Genomic DNA, 17,014 nt, shown 5'->3' with positions numbered 1-17,014 from the left:
TACGTCACCCAGCCGTCCCACCCCGGCGCCAGCCACAGTTCCCTGCGCGGTCACGCAGCGCATCGACAGGAGAGTCCCTCGTGCCGAAGTCACGTATCCGCAAGAAGGCCGACTTCACGCCCCCGCCCGCCAAGCAGGCCACCAACATCAAGCTGACCAACCGCAGCTGGGTGGCACCGGTGATGCTGGCGCTGTTCCTGATCGGGCTCGTGTGGATCGTCGTCTTCTACGTCACCGACGGCTCGCTGCCGGTGAAGTCCCTCAACAACTGGAACATCGTGGTGGGCTTCGGCTTCATCGCGGCCGGTTTCGGCGTCTCCACGCAGTGGAAGTAGCGGGCGCCCGACGCGCCCGTCAAGCCTTGCCCTGAACTTATCCACAGCGTTGTGCACAGCACTGGATAACTTACGAAGATCTGTGGATAACTCAGGCCGGGTTGACGCCGGTGTGACTGCGGCAGCGCCGCCCCGCACCTGACACGCCCCTCGCTCCCGCTGGAAAAGACCAGCTCAGGAGCGGGGGGCGCGGTCGTTCTCCACGAGGTGCACAAGATCCACCACGCACTGTGGATAACTCTGGGGAAAGCTTTGCGAGAAGCTCGTCCACAGCCCTCGTCGCTCAGGTGAGCACGGCCGAGCGGACCAGGACCATGCCCAGATCGATCAGGAGCACCAGTCCACAGGCCCCGTACTGCACGAGGTTCCGCCGGTCCTTCGGGGCGTGCAGCAGACCGTAGGTCACGAGCGCGCCGCCGACGAGGCCGCCGATGTGCGCCTCCCAGGAGATCCCGGGTCGCGTGAAGGTGAGCAGCAGCGAGAGGGCGACGAAGAGGGCCACCGGCCGCATGTCGTACCGCTGCCGCCGGGTGAGCACCGCCCAGGCGCCGATCAGGCCGAAGACGACGCCGGAGGCGCCCAGGGAGGGCTGGTTCGACGGCGCGATCACATAGGCGAGGGCGGAGCCGGAGAGTCCGGAGAGCAGACAGAGCGCGGCGTACCGGATCCGGCCGAGCTCCGGTTCGACGATGCCGCCGATCACCCAGAGTCCCAGCATGTTGAAGACGAAGTGCGCGACCTCCTGGTGGAGGAAGGTCGAGGTCAGCAGCCGGTACCACTCGCCGTCCGCGACCCCGACGACCTCGCCGAGCGGCGGGCTGTACGCGTAGCCGATCAGCGCCAGCTCGTCCACGACCCGGTCGCCGGCCGCCTGGACGGCGAGGAAGAGGGCCAGGTTGATCGCGATGAGGATCTTGGTGACGAGCCGCCCGTCCGAGGCGACCCGGCCGCCGGCGAGCGTACGGGGCTGGTTGGCGTCGGGCGCGTGGCCCGTGCCGGAGCCGTTGCGCACACAGTCCGGGCACTGGAAGCCGACGGACGCCGAGACCATGCACTGCGGGCAGATCGGCTTGTCGCAGCGGGTGCAGCGGATGCCTGTCTCGACGTCAGGGTGGCGGTAACAGCGCGGCAGGCCGGACTGCGGCTCCATGGAGGTCCCTCCCGAGGAGATGGGGGCGGCGCGGCGAGGAAGCGCCCCGCCTTTCCTGTACGGACGGACGGGGCGGAAAGGTTCCCTGAACGAGGGCGGGGTCGCTGCCCAGGTCAGTGGGTCAGCGGGTCTCGATGAGGACCGACTCCAGGACCACGTCGTTCAGCGGCCGCTTGGTGTTCGGGTTGACCGGCACCGAGGAGATCACGTCGACGACGTTCCGGCTCTTCGCGCCGACGACCTCGCCGAAGATCGTGCGCTTGTGGTTCAGCCAGGTCGTCGCGCCGACGGTGATGAAGAACTGCGAGCCGTTGGTGCCGGGGCCCGCGTTGGCCATGGCCAGCAGATAGGGCCGGTCGAACCAGAGCTCGGGGTGGAACTCGTCGGCGAACTCGTAGCCGGGACCGCCGGTGCCGTTCCCCAGCGGGTCCCCGCCCTGGATCATGAAACCCTCGATGACCTGGTGGAAGACGGTGCCGTCGTACAGCGGGTCCGCGACCACTCTGCCGGTCGCCGGGTGCGTCCACTCCCGCTCGCCCCGGGCGAGTTCGGTGAAGTTCCTGACCGTGTTGGGGGCGTGCTCCGGCAGCAGCCGGATCTCGATGTCACCCCGACTGGTCCTCAGAGTGGCGTAGAGCTGCTCGGCCACGGTCCGCCTTCCCGTAAGTCTGCCCACTTGACGCGCATCGCATCCTCGCACGGAAGCACGGAAGCGTCGTGGGTGGTCGGGGTATGCCCCGGATGCCAGCCCCACATGCCGGACCGCGATCCGGCAGGCATGATTTCGAAAAGGGTGGAAAGGCGAAAAACCGACACCACCACCGAGTAGGAGGATCCCGTGACCCGGATGGACAGCGTGCGCGCCGCGGCCGATTCGGCCAAGGAAAGCTACCTGCACGCCGCGGAAGTGGTGGCGCCCTATGCGGAGTCGGCCAAGGAGCAGGCCGCTCAGTACGCCGGCACGGCCAAGGACCAGGCCGCGCGCTATGCGCACGACGCACGTGTCCGGCTCGCGCCGAAAGTCTCGAAGGCCGCTCATCAGGCCCGCGTACAAGCTCGTGTGCAGTACGACTCCCATGTCGCACCGCATGTACCGCCGCGGGTCGACGACGCCGCGCAACGCGCCGCGCTGGTGACCCGCAAGGCCGCCCGTCAGGCGGCCGACTACACCAAACCACGTGTGGAGCACGCGGTCGCCGCTACCGGTCCCGTTCTCGACGAGGCCGGATCGCGCTCGGTGGCCGCCTGGGCCGCGCTGCGCGGTCAGGTGACACCGAAGGAGATCGAGAGGCTCGTGCGCAAGCACGAGCGCCGTGCCAGGGCCGGACGTCTCGCCAAGGGACTGGTCGTCCTGGGCGTGGTGGCCGCCGGCGTCTTCTGTGCGTGGAAGTGGTGGGACAAGCAGGCCAACCCTGACTGGCTGGTCGAACCGCCCGCTCCCACCGAGGTCGATGAGGGTCTCTCGGAACCGTCGTCCCGAGGAGCTCTCGATCCTGAGGTGGAGGCCAAGGAGGCCGAAGCACAGGCCGAAGCCGAGGCCGAGGCCGAGGTGGAGGGGGACACGGAGCGCGACGAGCGTCGCTGACCGTGGGCTGCCTCCGCGTTCGGGCCTTCGGAACGTTCAGGCTTTCGGAACGTTCGGGTGGCGTGCGGCGGTGGACGTGGGGAGGAGTGAACCACTCGACTCCCCGCGCCTACGCCGCCGCGGCGAGCGCCAGGCCCGACAGCTCCGTCTGGTCGGCGAGCGTCGTGTCGGTCGGGGCGTCGCCGCGCAGGTGGCGTACGGAGGGAGAGGAGTTGTGGGCCTCGGCGCCGATGCGCTGCTTGATCGTGGGCGGCAGCGAGCGCTCGCGGACCGTGGTGGGCCACGAATAGGCCGACCTCTGCGCCGGTACGGCGGTTGTGGTGCGCGCTCCGGCTGCGGGGGCGGGCGCGGCGGCCGGCTCCTCCGGCTGCTGGACGGCGGGAGCCTGCGCGGCGGTGGCGGTGGACGCCAGGCCGACGGAGGCGAGCAGGGCGAAGAGTACGGAGATGAAGGCGGTCCAGAACTGCTTGACCTTGGCGGTGGCCATGGCCCCTCGCTTTCGTCGTGTGGTGCTCGAGATGTTCGTGGTGACGTTCGTGCTGTTCGTCAGGTTCTCGGATGGTTCATTTCGAATTGCGCGCTTTTCGTACATTCCTCATGATGGGGACGCGGCTCCGGATTGCCCGGAGCGACGCCGTCGCCGCGCAGTTCTTCCGATGAACACCACACGTCCGGCTCAACGCACGCCGAGCAGTTCCGCCGTGCCGCGCCCGGCAGGCGCCTGCGTGCGGGCCCGCTCCGCCCAGCGCACGGCGGGCCCGGTGACCGCTCCGGCCAGCAGGAAGATCCCGCCGAGCACCAGCCAGCCGGGCGCGCCCCAGGTGACCAGGAGCGCCGTGACCAGGAACGGGCCGAGGGTGCGGGCGACGGGGACACCGGTTCCGTAGAAGCCCTGGTACTGGCCGATCCGGCCGGCGGGCGCGAGGGCGAAGCCGATCTGCCAGGAGCCCGCGGAGTGGCGCATCTCGGCGACCACCTGCAGCGCCGCGCCGACGACGAGGACGGCGACCGTCGTCCACGGTCCGAGCCCTGCGGCCGTCACCGCGAACACGGCGCACGAGGCGAGCATGACCACCCCGGCCAGGCCCACCGCGCGCGTGGCCTGGGCAAGGCCGGTGACCTTCCGTGCCGTCCGCACCTGGAAGAGCATCACGACCCCGGTGTTGAGGACGAACAGCGCCGAGACGATCCAGCCGGGCGCGGAGGTGCGCTGCACGATCCACAGCGGCAGGGCGAGGCTGAGCAGCGGCAGCCGCAGCAGCATCAGCGCGTTGAGGAGGGTGAGCAGCGCGTACGGGCGGTCGCGGAGCACCGCGAGGCGCGGCTCGCCGGCGGCGGCCGGCGGGGCGGGGGCGACGGCGGGCAGTCCGCGCAGCAGCAGGGCGCAGACCAGGAAGCCGACCGCGTCCAGGGCGAAGACGGAGAGGTACGCGGTACGGGTGCCGGCGTGCAGGGCGAGCCCGCCGAGGCCCGCGCCGACGGCGAGCCCCGCGTTGAGGGTGGACTGCAGCCTGGCCAGTACCTCCGTACGGGCCGCGGGCTCGACGAGGCCTGCGAGCAGCGCCTGGCGGGCGGCGGCGAGGCCGCTCTGGGCGGTGGCGTACACGGCGGCGGCGACCAGGAACGGCACGAAGGAGCGGATGAAGAGGAACGAGCCGACGGCCGCCGCCGTGGCGAGGGCGAGCAGGACGGCGGTCGTGCGGGGCCCGCGCCGGTCGGCGAGGTGCCCCAGCCAGACTCCGGCGACCGAGCCGACGGCCCAGGCGAGGGTGAGGCCGATGCCGATCCGGGCGGCGGACAGGCCGACGATCTGGCTGAAGTAGAGGGCGGAGGTGACGTAGAAGGCGCCGTCGCCGATCGCGTTGCTCAGCTGGGCGAGGAGCAGCGCGCGAGGAGCCCTGGAGGCCCGCTGTACCGGGGAGTTGGTGTTCGCCATGGACACGACGTTACGGTCCGGTGGCCCAGCCGGGCAGGTCCAATGGGGGCCGCTGATCGTGGGCCACTTGGGGTCGGTTGCTGCCGGCGGGGGGCGCGCCTCTTCCTCCTCCACTACGTCGGCGAGGGGCCGCGGAGGGCCGGATGTGCGGTTCCCCGCTCCGGTCGCAGCGGACGTGGACCGTGACATGGCCGGCCGTCGGGGCCGATGCAGCACACCCCTGCGAGGAGGGTCGCGGCCACATGCAAAACACCCCTCCCGGACCGCGTTTCCGCAGTTCAGGAGGGGTGTGAGAAGTGGAGCCTAGGGGAGTCGAACCCCTGACATCTGCCATGCAAAGACAGCGCTCTACCAACTGAGCTAAGGCCCCGGAACGAGAACAGAGTACCGGGTCACCCCCTCATTCCCGCAAAAGGATTGGGACTCCCGGTCGGCGACCACGCTCCGTAAGATGCTGATCGAGGTTCGCAGTGGCGAACCTAAGGGATGGGGAGAAGTAATGGACGCAGTGCAGCAAGAAGCCACGGCTAGAGCCCGCGAGCTTCAGCGCAGTTGGTACGGAGAGCCGCTGGGGGCGCTCTTCCGTCGGCTGATCGACGATCTCGGACTCAACCAGGCCCGGCTCGCGGCTGTACTCGGCCTCTCGGCACCCATGCTCTCCCAACTCATGAGCGGCCAGCGCGCCAAGATCGGCAACCCGGCCGTCGTCCAGCGCGTCCAGGCCCTGCAGGAGCTCGCCGGCCAGGTCGCCGACGGCAGTGTCAGCGCGGCCGAGGCCACCGACCGCATGGACGAGATCAAGAAGTCCCAGGGCGGCTCCGTGCTCACCGGCACCAGCCAGACCACGACCAGCTCGGGCGCGCCGACCGTGCGCCGGGTGGTCCGCGAGATCCAGTCGCTGCTGCGCTCGGTCGCGGCGGCCGGCGACATCATCGATGCGGCCGACTCTCTCGCCCCCGCCCACCCCGAACTGGCAGAGTTCCTCCGGGTGTACGGCGCCGGGCGCACCGCCGACGCGGTCGCCCACTACGAGTCGCACCAGAACTGACGCAGAGCAGCCGGTCCGGCAGTTGATACCGGGCCGACGAGGCACGACGGGGAGCGGGCGCAGCGCGATGGGTGAGGTCTTCGCTGGTCGGTACGAACTGGTCGACCCGATCGGACGGGGTGGTGTAGGAGCGGTCTGGCGGGCATGGGACCACCGGCGCCGCCGCTATGTGGCGGCCAAGGTGCTCCAGCAGAGCGACGCCCACACGCTGCTCCGCTTCGTCCGCGAGCAGGCGCTCCGGATCGACCACCCGCACGTCCTCGCCCCGGCCAGCTGGGCCGCCGACGACGACAAGGTGCTGTTCACCATGGACCTGGTGGCCGGCGGGTCTCTGGCCCATGTCATCGGCGACTACGGTCCGCTGCCGCCGCGCTTCGTCTGCACCCTGCTGGACCAACTGCTCGCCGGACTTGCCGCGGTGCACGCGGAGGGGGTCGTGCACCGCGACATCAAGCCGGCGAACATCCTGCTCGACGTCACCGGAACCGGGCGGCCGCATCTGCGGCTGTCCGACTTCGGCATCTCGATGCGCAAGGGCGAGCCCCGCCTCACGGAGACCAACTACGTGGTGGGGACGCCCGGTTACTTCGCGCCCGAGCAGATGCTCGGCGCCGAGCCGGACTTCCCGGCCGACCTCTTCGCCGTCGGCCTGGTCGCGCTCTATCTGCTCCAGGGCCAGAAGCCCGACTCCCGCGCCCTGATCGAGTACTTCATGGCGCACGGGACACCGGGAGCCCCGGCGGGGATCCCCGAGCCGCTGTGGCAGGTCCTGGCCGGCCTGCTCCAGCCGGATCCGGAGGCCCGCTTCAAGACGGCCACGGGCGTGCGCAAGGCGCTGACCACGGCCGTCGAGATGCTGCCCGAGTCCAGCAAGGAGGAGGAGCCGGTCGAGGTCTTCGACCAGATCGGCCCCCTGCCCACGGGCTTCGGCCCCCACGGCCCCGAGACCCCGACCGCCCAGACCACGGCCACCCAGTCCCCGACCGCCGAGTCCCAGGCCGCCCAGACGCAGGCCGCCCCCGTGGACGTACCGCCACAGCCGCAGCCCCCTCTCCAGGACCAGGCACAGCCACAACAACCACAGCCGCCCCTGCCGAGCCCCTCCGAGACGGGCAGCTTCCATCTGCCCCCGCCGCCCCCACAGCCGGTCCCCACATCCTCCGCGCACGCGGCCTCCCCCCTTCCCGCCGCCGCCCCGGACTTCGCTCGAACCCCGACGGCCGCGGTGCCGTTCCCCCACGCTTCTACTGTTCAATACACCGCTCAGGCCGGACAGGTTCCCACCCCGCGGCCGGCTTCGGCTCCCGTCCCGGCAAAGCGACCGGGACCGCCCCCGAAGGTCGCGGTCCCGGTGCTGTTCCTCGCGCTGGTCTGCTTCGCCGTCGGCATCTGGGCGCTGACCCAGGCCTGACCGGCCCCCGCCCGCCCTACCGGCCGCGCCCGCCTACCAGGCCGCGGGCGGCCCGAACTGCGGCGGACCACCCGGCGGACCGCCCTGCGGACCGCCCTGCCCCGCCGCGTCCCTCGCCGCCCGGCGCCGCCCCGCAAGGGTCCACACACCGAGCCCCACGAGCAGCACCGTGCCCGCGCCGAGCCCGGCCGCCGCGACCAGGACCATGCTCTCGTCCCGCTGCGCCTCGGCCCCGCTCGCGCCGTTGGCGGCCGCGTCCCGGTCGTCGTCGGTGACCTTGAAGGGCCCGGCGTCCCCGTCGTACGCGGGCCCCGGCTTCGCCGTGCCGGTGACGTTCACCCGCAGCGTCAGCGGCACCGGCTTGTCCCCGTACTCCTTGACGATCTCCGGGGAGAGCGTCGCCGTCAGGTGGTACCAGCCCGCGAAGCGCAGGGCGTTGGTGTAGCTGTTGGAGGAGTAACGGTTCTCGAAGGCGACCGGCCGGTGCGGGTCGAGCGCCACCGTCGCCGGCTTGCCGTCGTAGCTGACGGTGTCCTGGTCGACATGGCCGCGCGCCGGGTTGTCGAGCGAGAGCACCAGCGCGTTCGGGACGTACCCGGTGGCGCCGGTGGGGCTGCTGCCCAGCTCCGCGCTGGCGAAGACCTGCTGCCCCCAGTCGACGGGCACCCGGTAGAACAGCGTCTGCCCGGGCTTGATGTCGGCGCGCCACTCGCCCTGCCGCAGCGAGGTGGCGCCGTGGAAGCCCGCCCCGCCCTGCCGCTTCTGGGGCCCGCCGGCCGGCGGCGCCGGCGTGGAGGAGGGCCAGTTCTCGGGCAGTTCGGTGGGGCCGGTCTGCTTCACGCCCGGCTCGGGGACGTACCGGATCTCCAGTTCCCAGTCGTCGGGCGTGGAGACGGCCTTCGAGGTCCGCTCGACCAGCACGTAGTAGGCGCCCGCCTGCTGGCAGGTGGAGCTGTCGGGCTCGATCGTGCGGTGGGCGTACGCGGTGATGGGCCGGGGGAACGCGGCCGACTCGAAGGAGGAGTCCTGGTAGCCGCACTGCGCGCCTGAGCCGTCCTGCAGGGTCACCTTGACCCCGTCGCCGTACTCCGCCTTGCCGCCGGGCTTGGGCACCGCGACCACCGAGACGTACGCGTTCTGCTTGTCGTCGAGGTCGACCCGGTAGTAGAGCTTGCCGTCCTTCTTGATGCTGTCCCGGTAGCTCTGGCCCGCCTTCAACTGCCGTGCGTCCAGGCTGGTGGCGGCGCCCTTGATCGGCTGGGCACCGCCGTCGAAGCCGTACGGGCCGTCCCCGGCCGCCCACGCGGTCCCCGAGGGCAGCACCGCCGCCGTGAACACGGCCGCGCACACCGCCCCCACCAGGCCCCGGCCCGCACCCACCCTCACGCGCTGCGTCTTCACGCGCCTCTCCTCGTGTCCGTCGCTGTCCCGCTCCCGCCGCCCCGTATCCGCCTCACGAGGAACACCGCCCCCGCGATCAGGACGACGGCCGCGCCGCCCGCCGCGGCAGCCCGGGTGACGGTCCATCCTGCCCCGCCCGTCCCTCCGCTGTCTGCGCGCACGGAGCTTTCGCCCCGCTTGTCGGGCATTCCCGCCGCGGCCACCGGCGCCGCGCCGTGTTCGGGCCCCGACAGTTCCTCGCCGAGGACCGCGATCCGCAGGACCATCGCGATCCGCGGGTTCTCGGCGATCTCCGCCGCCCGCGCGCCCAGGTTCACGGCGATGTAGAAGCCGCCCGTGGTGTGCACGGGAACGACGTTGGGGTGGTGCTCGTACCGGTTGGTCCAGGCGACCGGCACCGTCCCCATACCGAGTGCGGCAGGACGGCCGTTGTACGTGGTCCGGGAGCTGAACTCGCCCGTACCGCCGCCGACCGGGTGCCGGGCCGGGGTGTAGACCTGCGTGCCGCCGTACGAGTTCACCGACGCGGAGCCGTCGACGGTCGGTTCGTTGGCGAACTCGACGCCGTAACGGAGCTGTTGTCCCCAGCCCACCGGCACCTTGTACCAGAGCGTCTGGGAGGGCAGCAGACGGTCCCGCCACACGCCCCGCCCCAGCTCACGGGCGTCGTTGAAGCCGGTGCCGCCCCTGACCTCGCGGGGGTCGCCGGTGGGCAGGACGGCGTCCTTGCCGCCGCTTCCGTACTCCGGCCGGGACTGCGCCGGGACCGCCCCTGCGGGCAGCGGCGCCTCGACGCCGAGGAGCAGCTCCAGCGGCCAGCGGGCCGCGTCCGAGGCGGGCTTGCTGCGGCGCTCGACCACGAACCAGTAGCGGCCCGCCCTGTCGCAGGTCGAGTACCGCTTCTCGGTCGGTACGCGGGCGACGGCCGAGGTCAGCGGCACCGCGCCCTCGTTCTGGTGGAACATCTCGCTGTTGGTCGCGCAGGCGCCCTCGCCGCCGGCGGAGGCGTACACGAGGCTGGTGGCCAACGCGTCGACCGTGTCCACGGCCGCGCCCGCCTGCGGCACGGCCGTCGCCGAGAAGTCCACCGTGGACACGTCGTCCAGGTCGGCCGCGTAGTACCGCTTCTCACCCGGTCCGATGGTGTCCAGGTACTGCCCCGGTACGAGCGCGGGCGCCCGGTCGCTCGTCACGGTGCCGGTGATCCGCTCGCCCCGCAGCCGGTAGCCGTCGGCCGAGAGCTGCGCGGCCCGCTGGAGCTGCCGGGCCAGTGCGTCGGCGTCGGGCGCGTCGTAGTAACGGCCGTTCCCCGCCTCGGCGATGCACTCCAGCTGCTCGCGCGCCGCGCCCTTCACCTGGAAGCCGACGGTGTCGATCCGCAGCCCGATCCCGCCCTTGGCGAGCTGTGCGGCCACCGCGCAGGGCGCGGGGTCACCGCAGTTGTCCTCGCCGTCGGAGATCAGCAGGATCGTGCGGCCCGCCCCGACAGCCCCGTCGGCGGGCCGGGGCAGGTCCTGGGCGGCCTTCTGGAGAGAGAGCCCGATGGGCGTGTCCCCGGTGGGCTTCAGGGCCGCGACGGCGGCCTTGAGACCCGCCCGGTCCAGCGGTGCGACCGGGCGGACGAGCCGGGTGTCCGTGCAGCCCCGGAGCCGGTCGGCGCCGTAGACCCGCAGGCCGGTGGGGTGGCCGTCGGGGAGGCCGTCGACGACGGTGCCGACGGCGGTGCGGGCCGCCTCCATCCGCGTACGCCCGGAGCCGTCGTCGTCGCCCATGGAGCCCGAGGAATCCAGCACCATCACGAGGCTCCCGGCCCCGCCGGCCTCCCCGTCGGCCGCGGCCGCTCCCGATGCCGGCGCGATCAGCAGGGCGAGCAACGCCCCCACCACCCAGCCGACCGCCACAGTCCTTCGTACGCTCAGCGCTCTCACGCCATCCCCCTTGACCGCGATCAATCAACTTTGCTCTAGCAACGTAGTGATTTGCTCAGGTGAACTCAAGGGGCTTGCCGTCACGGTCCTGAAACAGCGCGCGGGCGCCGGCGACAGCGGTGGGACAGGCACCGCCGACCGTGCCCGAAACAGCGCGAAGCCCCGGCCGCTCGAACGCGGCCGGGGCTTCGCCCTCAGACTGTGTGCGACTCAGACACCCGAACCCGCGGGCACGGAGTCGGTCGCCTCCGTCCACAGATCCTGCTCGGCGCGATCCGCCTGGATCTGGCGGTACACGAGGAGCCCGCCGATGGCGGCCAGTGCGACCAGGAGAAGCTTCTTCACCGCGCGACCTCGTCTTTCGTTGACGTAGGAGACTTCTGACGCCCACTCTACACACCGACCGATACCGATCGGTGACCTCGGCCGGGCAGGTCTCACCAAAAGCAATCGGCCCGAACGGGTGAACCGTTCGGGCCGATCGTCGCTGTGGGGCTAACAGGATTTGAACCTGTGGCCTCATCCTTATCAGGGATGCGCTCTAACCAACTGAGCTATAGCCCCGCCGCGCTCTGCGGAGTGTGTCCCGCGCGCTGACTCCTGAAGATTAGCGCACGTGGGGGCCAGTCCCAAAATCGGTTCCCCGGCCCCCGTCCCGGCGCTACTCGTCCTCGGCGAGCGTCAGCTCCACACCGCCCACGAATCCGGCCGACAGGTTGTAGATGAACGCGCCCAGCGTCGCCAGGGCGGTCATCAGGACCACGTCGATCACGGCGATGACCGACGTGAACATCAGCACGCGCGGCAGCGACAGGAACGACTGCAGGTCGAAGCCGTTGGACTCGTTCGAGCCCGTCGCCTCGCTGATCGTGCCGCCGACGGTCGAGAAGACGCCCATGGCGTCCATGACCATCCACAGCACCGAAGCGGCCACGACCGTGCAGACGCCGAGCGCGATGGAGAGCAGGAAGCTCACCTTCATCACCGACCACGGGTCGGCCTTGGCCACCCGCAGCCGCGCCTTGCGCGTACGGGGCGTCGTACGCGCCCCGGTGCGCGGCCGGCGCACGGCGCCCGTGTTCTGACCGCCCACACCGCCCGACACGCCGCCGATCACGCCGCCTGCCACCCCGCCTCCCGTGCCGCCGTCTGCCACGCCGGCCGCCGTCGTACCGCCACCGCCGGTGCCCGGCGCCTGCGCGCCGTACGCCTGCGGCGGGTGGTACGGCCCGCTCGGCTGCTGCGCGCCCGCGCGTTCGCCGGGCAGCGGCCCGTTGTACGTCTCGTACGAGGGCTTGGGCCCTCGGGTGTCCGTCACCGCAACCCCCTGGGAGTCCGTGGCGGAGCCACGGGCACCGTTCGCTCCGGCCCCAGCGGAAGCTCCGGCCGAACCGGCGCCCGTGGCTCCACTCACGCTCTACTCCTCGTGCTCCCCGGCCGAGGACTCGTTGCCCTCGGCTGCCTCGGCCTCGGCCGCGGTCGCGACCTCGACGCCTTCGCCGATCTCGGCCTCGGCATCGACCTCGTCGACCTCGCTGCCCGCCTCGGCGTTGCGCGCGATGCCGACGACGGCATCCCGCTTCCCCAGGTTGATCAGCTGGACGCCCATGGTGTCACGGCCGGTCTCCCTGACTTCGTTGACTCGCGTACGAATCACACCGCCGGACAGCGTGATGGCGAGGATCTCATCCGTCTCCTCGACCACCAGCGCGCCCACGAGCGAACCGCGGTCCTCCACGATCTTGGCGGCCTTGATTCCGAGGCCACCGCGACCCTGGACGCGGTATTCGTCGACGTTGGTCCGCTTCGCGTACCCACCGTCGGTGGCGGTGAAGACGAACGTACCGGGCCGGACGACATTCATCGAGAGCAGCTCGTCGCCCTCGCGGAAACTCATCCCCTTGACGCCCGAGGTGGCTCGTCCCATCGGACGCAGCGCGTCGTCGGTCGCGGTGAAGCGGATCGACTGCGCCTTCTTGCTGATGAGCAGCAGGTCGTCCTCCGCCGAGACCAGCTCGGCGCCGATCAGCTCGTCGTCGCTGCCGTCCTCCGCCTCACGGAGGTTGATCGCGATGACGCCGCCGGCACGCGGGGAGTCGTAGTCCTTCAGCGCGGTCTTCTTCACCAGACCGGCCTTCGTGGCGAGCACCAGGTACGGCGCGGCCTCGTAGTCGCGGATCGCGAGGATCTCGGCGATCTGCTCGTCCGGCTGGAAGGCCAGCAGGTTGGCGACGTGCTGGCCGCGCGCGTCCCGGCCGGCGTCCGGGAGCTCGTACGCCTTCGCCCGGTAGACCCGGCCCTTGTTGGTGAAGAAGAGCAGCCAGTGGTGGGTCGTGGAGACGAAGAAGTGGTCGACGATGTCGTCCTGCTTCAGCTTCGTACCGCGCACGCCCTTGCCGCCGCGCTTCTGGGAGCGGTAGTCCTCGGTCTTGGTCCGCTTCACATAGCCGCCACGCGTGATGGTGACGACGATGTCCTCCTCGGCGATCAGGTCCTCGATGGACATGTCACCGTCGAAGGGCACCAGCTTGGAGCGGCGGTCGTCGCCGAACTTCTCGACGAGCAGCGCCAGCTCCTCGCTGACGATCTGCCGCTGACGCTCCTCGGAGGCGAGGATCGCGTTGTACTCGTTGATCTTCGCCTGGAGCTCGTCGTGCTCGGCGACGATCTTCTGGCGCTCCAGGGCGGCGAGCCGGCGCAGCTGCATCTCGAGGATGGCGTTGGCCTGGATCTCGTCGATCTGCAGCAGGCCCATCAGGCCCTCGCGCGCGACCTCGACGGTGTCGCTGCGCCGGATGAGCGCGATGACCTCGTCGATCGCGTCCAGCGCCTTGAGCAGACCGCGCAGGATGTGGGCGCGCTCCTCGGCCTTGCGCAGCCGGAAGCGGGTCCGGCGCACGATGACCTCGATCTGGTGCGTCACCCAGTGGCGGATGAACGCGTCGAGCGAGAGCGTGCGCGGCACACCGTCGACGAGCGCCAGCATGTTCGCGCCGAAGTTCGTCTGCAGGTCGGTGTGCTTGTAGAGGTTGTTGAGCACGACCTTGGCGACGGCGTCGCGCTTGAGCACGATGACGAGGCGCTGGCCGGTACGGGACGAGGTCTCGTCGCGGACGTCGGCGATGCCGCCGATCTTGCCGTCCTTCACCAGGTCGGCGATCTTCTGCGCGAGGTTGTCCGGGTTGGTCTGGTACGGAAGCTCCGTGACCACCAGGCACTGGCGGTTCTGGATCTCCTCGACCTCGACGACCGCGCGCATCGTGATGGAGCCGCGACCGGTGCGGTACGCCTCCTCGATGCCCTTGCGGCCCACGACCAGCGCGCCGGTCGGGAAGTCCGGGCCCTTGATCCGCTCGATGAGCGCGTCGAGGAGCTCCTCGTGGGTGGCCTCGGGGTGCTCGAGTGCCCACTGGGCGCCGGCCGCGACCTCACGCAGGTTGTGCGGCGGGATGTTGGTCGCCATGCCGACCGCGATGCCCGCGGAGCCGTTGACCAGCAGGTTCGGGAAGCGCGCCGGCAGGACCGTCGGCTCCTGGTTGCGGCCGTCGTAGTTGTCCTGGAAGTCGACGGTCTCCTCGTCGATGTCCCGGAGCATCTCCATGGCCAGCGGCATCATCTTGCACTCGGTGTACCGCATGGCGGCGGCCGGGTCGTTGCCCGGAGAACCGAAGTTGCCGTTGGAGTCCACCAGCGGCATCCGCATCGACCAGGGCTGGGCGAGGCGGACGAGCGCGTCGTAGATGGAGGAGTCGCCGTGCGGGTGGTACGTACCCATGACGTCACCGACGACGCGGGCGCACTTGTAGAAGCCCTTCTCGGGCCGGTAGCCGCCGTCGTACATCGCGTACAGCACGCGACGGTGGACGGGCTTGAGGCCGTCCCGGACGTCGGGCAGCGCACGCGACACGATGACGGACATCGCGTAGTCGAGGTACGAGCGCTGCATCTCGGTCTCGAGCCCGACGGGCTCGATCCGCAGCACCTGCATCTCTTCTTCGTCGGTGGTCACAGGGGGGTTCTCGTCGGCCATTGCTGGTCGTCAGTCCTTTCGTACGGTCAGCTGAGACCGACTCAGATGTCGAGGAAGCGAACGTCCTTGGCGTTGCGCTGGATGAAGGAGCGCCGGGCCTCGACGTCCTCACCCATCAGCACCGAGAACAGGTCGTCCGCCTGGGCCGCGTCGTCCAGCGTCACCTGGCCGAGGACACGGTGGTCCTGGTCCATCGTGGTGACGCGCAGCTCCTCGGCGTTCATCTCGCCCAGACCCTTGAAGCGCTGGATCGAGTCTTCCTTGATCCGCTTGCCGTTCTGCTTGCCCAGCTCGACCAGGGCGTCGCGCTCACGGTCCGAGTACGCGTACTCGAAGTCCTCCCGGCCCCACTTGATCTTGTAGAGCGGCGGGCGGGAGAGGTAGACGTGACCGGCCTCGACCAGCGGACGCATGAAGCGGAAGAGGAAGGTCAGCAGCAGGGTGTTGATGTGCTGGCCGTCGACGTCGGCGTCCGCCATCAGGATGATCTTGTGATAGCGGAGCTTCTCGATGTCGAAGTCCTCGTGGACTCCGGTGCCGAAGGCCGAGATCAGCGCCTGGACCTCGGTGTTCTGCAGGATCTTGTCGATGCGCGCCTTCTCGACGTTCAGGATCTTGCCGCGGATCGGCAGGATGGCCTGGTACATCGGGTTGCGGCCGGACTTGGCCGAGCCGCCGGCGGAGTCACCCTCGACGATGAAGATCTCGCACTTGGTGGGGTCGTTCGACTGGCAGTCGCTCAGCTTGCCCGGGAGGGACGCCGACTCCAGCAGACCCTTGCGGCGGGTCAGGTCGCGCGCCTTGCGGGCCGCCACGCGCGCGGTGGCCGCCTGGATCGACTTGCGGATGATGTCCGCGGCCTCGACCGGGTTGCGGTCGAACCAGTCGTTGAGGTGCTCGTGGACGATCTTCTGGACGAAGGTCTTGGCCTCCGTGTTGCCCAGCTTGGTCTTGGTCTGGCCCTCGAACTGCGGCTCGCCCAGCTTGACCGAGATGATCGCCGTCAGACCCTCGCGGATGTCCTCACCGGTGAGGTTGTCGTCCTTCTCGCGCAGCAGCTTCTTGTCGCGCGCGTACCGGTTCACCAGACCCGTCAGCGCGGCGCGGAAGCCCTCTTCGTGCGTACCGCCCTCGTGCGTGTGGATCGTGTTGGCGAAGGAGTACACACCCTCGCTGTACTGCGAGTTCCACTGCATCGCGATCTCGACCGAGAGCATGCGCTCCTTGTCCTCGGCCTCGACGTCGATGACGGTCGGGTGGATCAGCTCGCCCTTGCGCGAGTTGAGGTACTTCACGAAGTCGACGATGCCGCCCTCGTAGTGGTACGTCACCGTGCGCGCGGTCGGCTCGGCGGCCTCCGCGTCCGGGTCGTCGGCGCCGACGGTGGCCTTCGCGGACTCGCGCTCGTCCGTCAGGTTCAGGGTGAGGCCCTTGTTGAGGAAGGCCATCTCCTGGAAGCGGCGAGCGAGGGTCTCGAAGGAGTACTCGGTGGTCTCGAAGACGTCCGGGTCGGCCCAGAACGTCACGGTCGTACCGGAGTCCGAGACCTCCTCGTGCTTGGCGAGGGGCGCGGTGGGCACACCGAGCTTGTAGTCCTGCGTCCAGCGGTAGCCGTCCCGCTTGATCTCCACGGAGACCTTGGTGGACAGCGCGTTGACCACGGAGACACCGACACCGTGGAGACCGCCGGAGACTGCGTAGCCACCGCCGCCGAACTTGCCGCCCGCGTGCAGGACCGTCAGCACGACCTCGACGGCCGGCTTCTTCTCCACAGGGTGCATGTCGACGGGGATACCGCGGCCGTTGTCGACGACGCGCACGCCGCCGTCGGCCAGGATCGTGACGTCGATCGTGTCCGCGTGCCCGGCGAGGGCCTCGTCGACGGAGTTGTCGACGACCTCCTGCACGAGGTGGTGGAGTCCGCGCTCACCGGTCGAGCCGATGTACATGCCGGGTCGCTTGCGGACCGCGTCCAGACCCTCGAGGACGGTGATCGCGCTGGCGTCGTACGACGCAGCGTTGGCGGACGGAGTGTTCTCGTTGGGGTTGCCGGAATCGGCCACGAAGCGCCCTTTCTGGCACAGCACAAGCCGTTCTCCGGGCATACGGGAGCGGCTGCGTCGTTCGACTTGTTCCGCAGGGTGGCGGGATTACCCACCAGTCTACCGGTAGCGCCGACATGAATGGGGG

Annotated in this window: 14 protein-coding genes and 2 tRNA genes; 4 read left to right on the top strand and 12 right to left on the bottom strand. The window is 70.3% G+C overall.

Annotated features, from left to right (window positions below; genetic code table 11):
• The first annotated feature begins 80 nt into the window (after nucleotides 1–80).
• Nucleotides 81–335, top strand: a complete 255-nt coding sequence (gene crgA / locus AB0F56_RS07970) for a cell division protein CrgA (RefSeq protein WP_362005428.1) — start codon at nucleotides 81–83, stop codon at nucleotides 333–335.
• A 283-nt stretch (nucleotides 336–618) separates the two neighbouring features.
• Here the strand turns inward: crgA and AB0F56_RS07965 are convergent, their stop codons facing one another.
• Together AB0F56_RS07965 and AB0F56_RS07960 are read right to left on the bottom strand one after the other, a co-directional pair.
• Nucleotides 619–1,485, bottom strand: a complete 867-nt coding sequence (locus tag AB0F56_RS07965; RefSeq protein ID WP_362005425.1) for a rhomboid family intramembrane serine protease — start codon at nucleotides 1,483–1,485, stop codon at nucleotides 619–621.
• 121 nt (nucleotides 1,486–1,606) lie between these two features.
• Nucleotides 1,607–2,134 carry a peptidylprolyl isomerase gene (locus AB0F56_RS07960; RefSeq protein ID WP_362005422.1) on the bottom strand — a complete coding sequence of 176 codons (528 nt, stop codon included), beginning with the start codon at nucleotides 2,132–2,134 and terminating at the stop codon, nucleotides 1,607–1,609.
• A gap of 189 nt (nucleotides 2,135–2,323) precedes the next feature.
• Here AB0F56_RS07960 and AB0F56_RS07955 point away from each other — a divergent pair, with 189 nt between their 5' ends.
• Nucleotides 2,324–3,070 (top strand): DUF5324 family protein, encoded by a 747-nt coding sequence (locus AB0F56_RS07955; protein WP_362005420.1) that lies wholly within the window; start codon nucleotides 2,324–2,326, stop codon nucleotides 3,068–3,070.
• 109 nt (nucleotides 3,071–3,179) lie between these two features.
• Here AB0F56_RS07955 and AB0F56_RS07950 read toward each other — a convergent pair whose 3' ends face one another.
• From AB0F56_RS07950 to AB0F56_RS07940, 3 genes are all read right to left on the bottom strand, one after another.
• Nucleotides 3,180–3,557, bottom strand: coding sequence for a DUF6344 domain-containing protein (locus AB0F56_RS07950; RefSeq protein ID WP_362005417.1), 378 nt, complete (start codon nucleotides 3,555–3,557; stop codon nucleotides 3,180–3,182).
• A gap of 189 nt (nucleotides 3,558–3,746) precedes the next feature.
• Nucleotides 3,747–5,006: an MFS transporter gene (locus AB0F56_RS07945; RefSeq protein WP_362005414.1), complete on the bottom strand. Its 1,260-nt coding sequence runs from the start codon at nucleotides 5,004–5,006 to the stop codon at nucleotides 3,747–3,749.
• A gap of 297 nt (nucleotides 5,007–5,303) precedes the next feature.
• Nucleotides 5,304–5,376 (bottom strand) — tRNA-Ala (locus AB0F56_RS07940).
• A 129-nt stretch (nucleotides 5,377–5,505) separates the two neighbouring features.
• On the opposite strand from AB0F56_RS07940, the gene AB0F56_RS07935 reads away from it, so the two are divergent.
• On the top strand, nucleotides 5,506–6,054 hold the full coding sequence (locus tag AB0F56_RS07935; RefSeq protein ID WP_362005411.1) for a DNA-binding protein: 549 nt from the start codon (nucleotides 5,506–5,508) through the stop codon (nucleotides 6,052–6,054).
• Between the two features lie 67 nt (nucleotides 6,055–6,121).
• Nucleotides 6,122–7,465: a serine/threonine-protein kinase gene (locus tag AB0F56_RS07930; RefSeq protein ID WP_362005408.1), complete on the top strand. Its 1,344-nt coding sequence runs from the start codon at nucleotides 6,122–6,124 to the stop codon at nucleotides 7,463–7,465.
• A gap of 33 nt (nucleotides 7,466–7,498) precedes the next feature.
• Here AB0F56_RS07930 and AB0F56_RS07925 read toward each other — a convergent pair whose 3' ends face one another.
• The 7 genes from AB0F56_RS07925 to gyrB form a co-directional block, all read right to left on the bottom strand.
• A complete protein-coding gene (locus AB0F56_RS07925) occupies nucleotides 7,499–8,866 on the bottom strand; it encodes a hypothetical protein (protein WP_362005405.1) in 1,368 nt (455 codons plus the stop codon).
• Complete coding sequence (locus AB0F56_RS07920) at nucleotides 8,863–10,728, bottom strand: VWA domain-containing protein (RefSeq protein ID WP_362006121.1); 1,866 nt, start codon at nucleotides 10,726–10,728, stop codon at nucleotides 8,863–8,865. The genes AB0F56_RS07925 and AB0F56_RS07920 overlap by 4 nt, the downstream gene beginning before the upstream one ends.
• Nucleotides 10,729–11,004: 276 nt before the next feature.
• Nucleotides 11,005–11,139 carry a DLW-39 family protein gene (locus AB0F56_RS07915; RefSeq protein WP_003958712.1) on the bottom strand — a complete coding sequence of 45 codons (135 nt, stop codon included), beginning with the start codon at nucleotides 11,137–11,139 and terminating at the stop codon, nucleotides 11,005–11,007.
• A gap of 145 nt (nucleotides 11,140–11,284) precedes the next feature.
• Nucleotides 11,285–11,358: transfer RNA gene (locus tag AB0F56_RS07910), tRNA-Ile, on the bottom strand.
• 97 nt (nucleotides 11,359–11,455) lie between these two features.
• Nucleotides 11,456–12,112 carry a DUF3566 domain-containing protein gene (locus AB0F56_RS07905; RefSeq protein WP_362005402.1) on the bottom strand — a complete coding sequence of 219 codons (657 nt, stop codon included), beginning with the start codon at nucleotides 12,110–12,112 and terminating at the stop codon, nucleotides 11,456–11,458.
• 99 nt (nucleotides 12,113–12,211) lie between these two features.
• A complete protein-coding gene (gene gyrA, locus AB0F56_RS07900) occupies nucleotides 12,212–14,824 on the bottom strand; it encodes a DNA gyrase subunit A (protein ID WP_362005399.1) in 2,613 nt (870 codons plus the stop codon).
• 41 nt (nucleotides 14,825–14,865) lie between these two features.
• Nucleotides 14,866–16,911 (bottom strand): DNA topoisomerase (ATP-hydrolyzing) subunit B, encoded by a 2,046-nt coding sequence (gene gyrB, locus AB0F56_RS07895; RefSeq protein WP_362005396.1) that lies wholly within the window; start codon nucleotides 16,909–16,911, stop codon nucleotides 14,866–14,868.
• Nucleotides 16,912–17,014 lie beyond the last annotated feature (103 nt).

The sequence above is a fragment of the Streptomyces sp. NPDC026092 genome (assembly GCF_040638605.1).
Lineage (GTDB): Bacteria > Actinomycetota > Actinomycetes > Streptomycetales > Streptomycetaceae > Streptomyces.
Note: the sequence above shows the minus strand (reverse complement) of the source record. Positions and strands in the feature narration are given on the sequence as shown.

What these genes read in the sequence shown, in the direction of transcription:
- AB0F56_RS07965 (WP_362005425.1), bottom strand. Translation starts at nt 1,485, where the DNA reads ATGGAGCCGCAGTCCGGCCTGCCGCGCTGTTACCGCCACCCTGACGTC.
- AB0F56_RS07950 (WP_362005417.1), bottom strand. Translation starts at nt 3,557, where the DNA reads ATGGCCACCGCCAAGGTCAAGCAGTTCTGGACCGCCTTCATCTCCGTA.
- AB0F56_RS07945 (WP_362005414.1), bottom strand. Translation starts at nt 5,006, where the DNA reads ATGGCGAACACCAACTCCCCGGTACAGCGGGCCTCCAGGGCTCCTCGC.
- AB0F56_RS07935 (WP_362005411.1), top strand. Translation starts at nt 5,506, where the DNA reads ATGGACGCAGTGCAGCAAGAAGCCACGGCTAGAGCCCGCGAGCTTCAG.
- AB0F56_RS07930 (WP_362005408.1), top strand. Translation starts at nt 6,122, where the DNA reads ATGGGTGAGGTCTTCGCTGGTCGGTACGAACTGGTCGACCCGATCGGA.
- gyrA (WP_362005399.1), bottom strand. Translation starts at nt 14,824, where the DNA reads ATGGCCGACGAGAACCCCCCTGTGACCACCGACGAAGAAGAGATGCAG.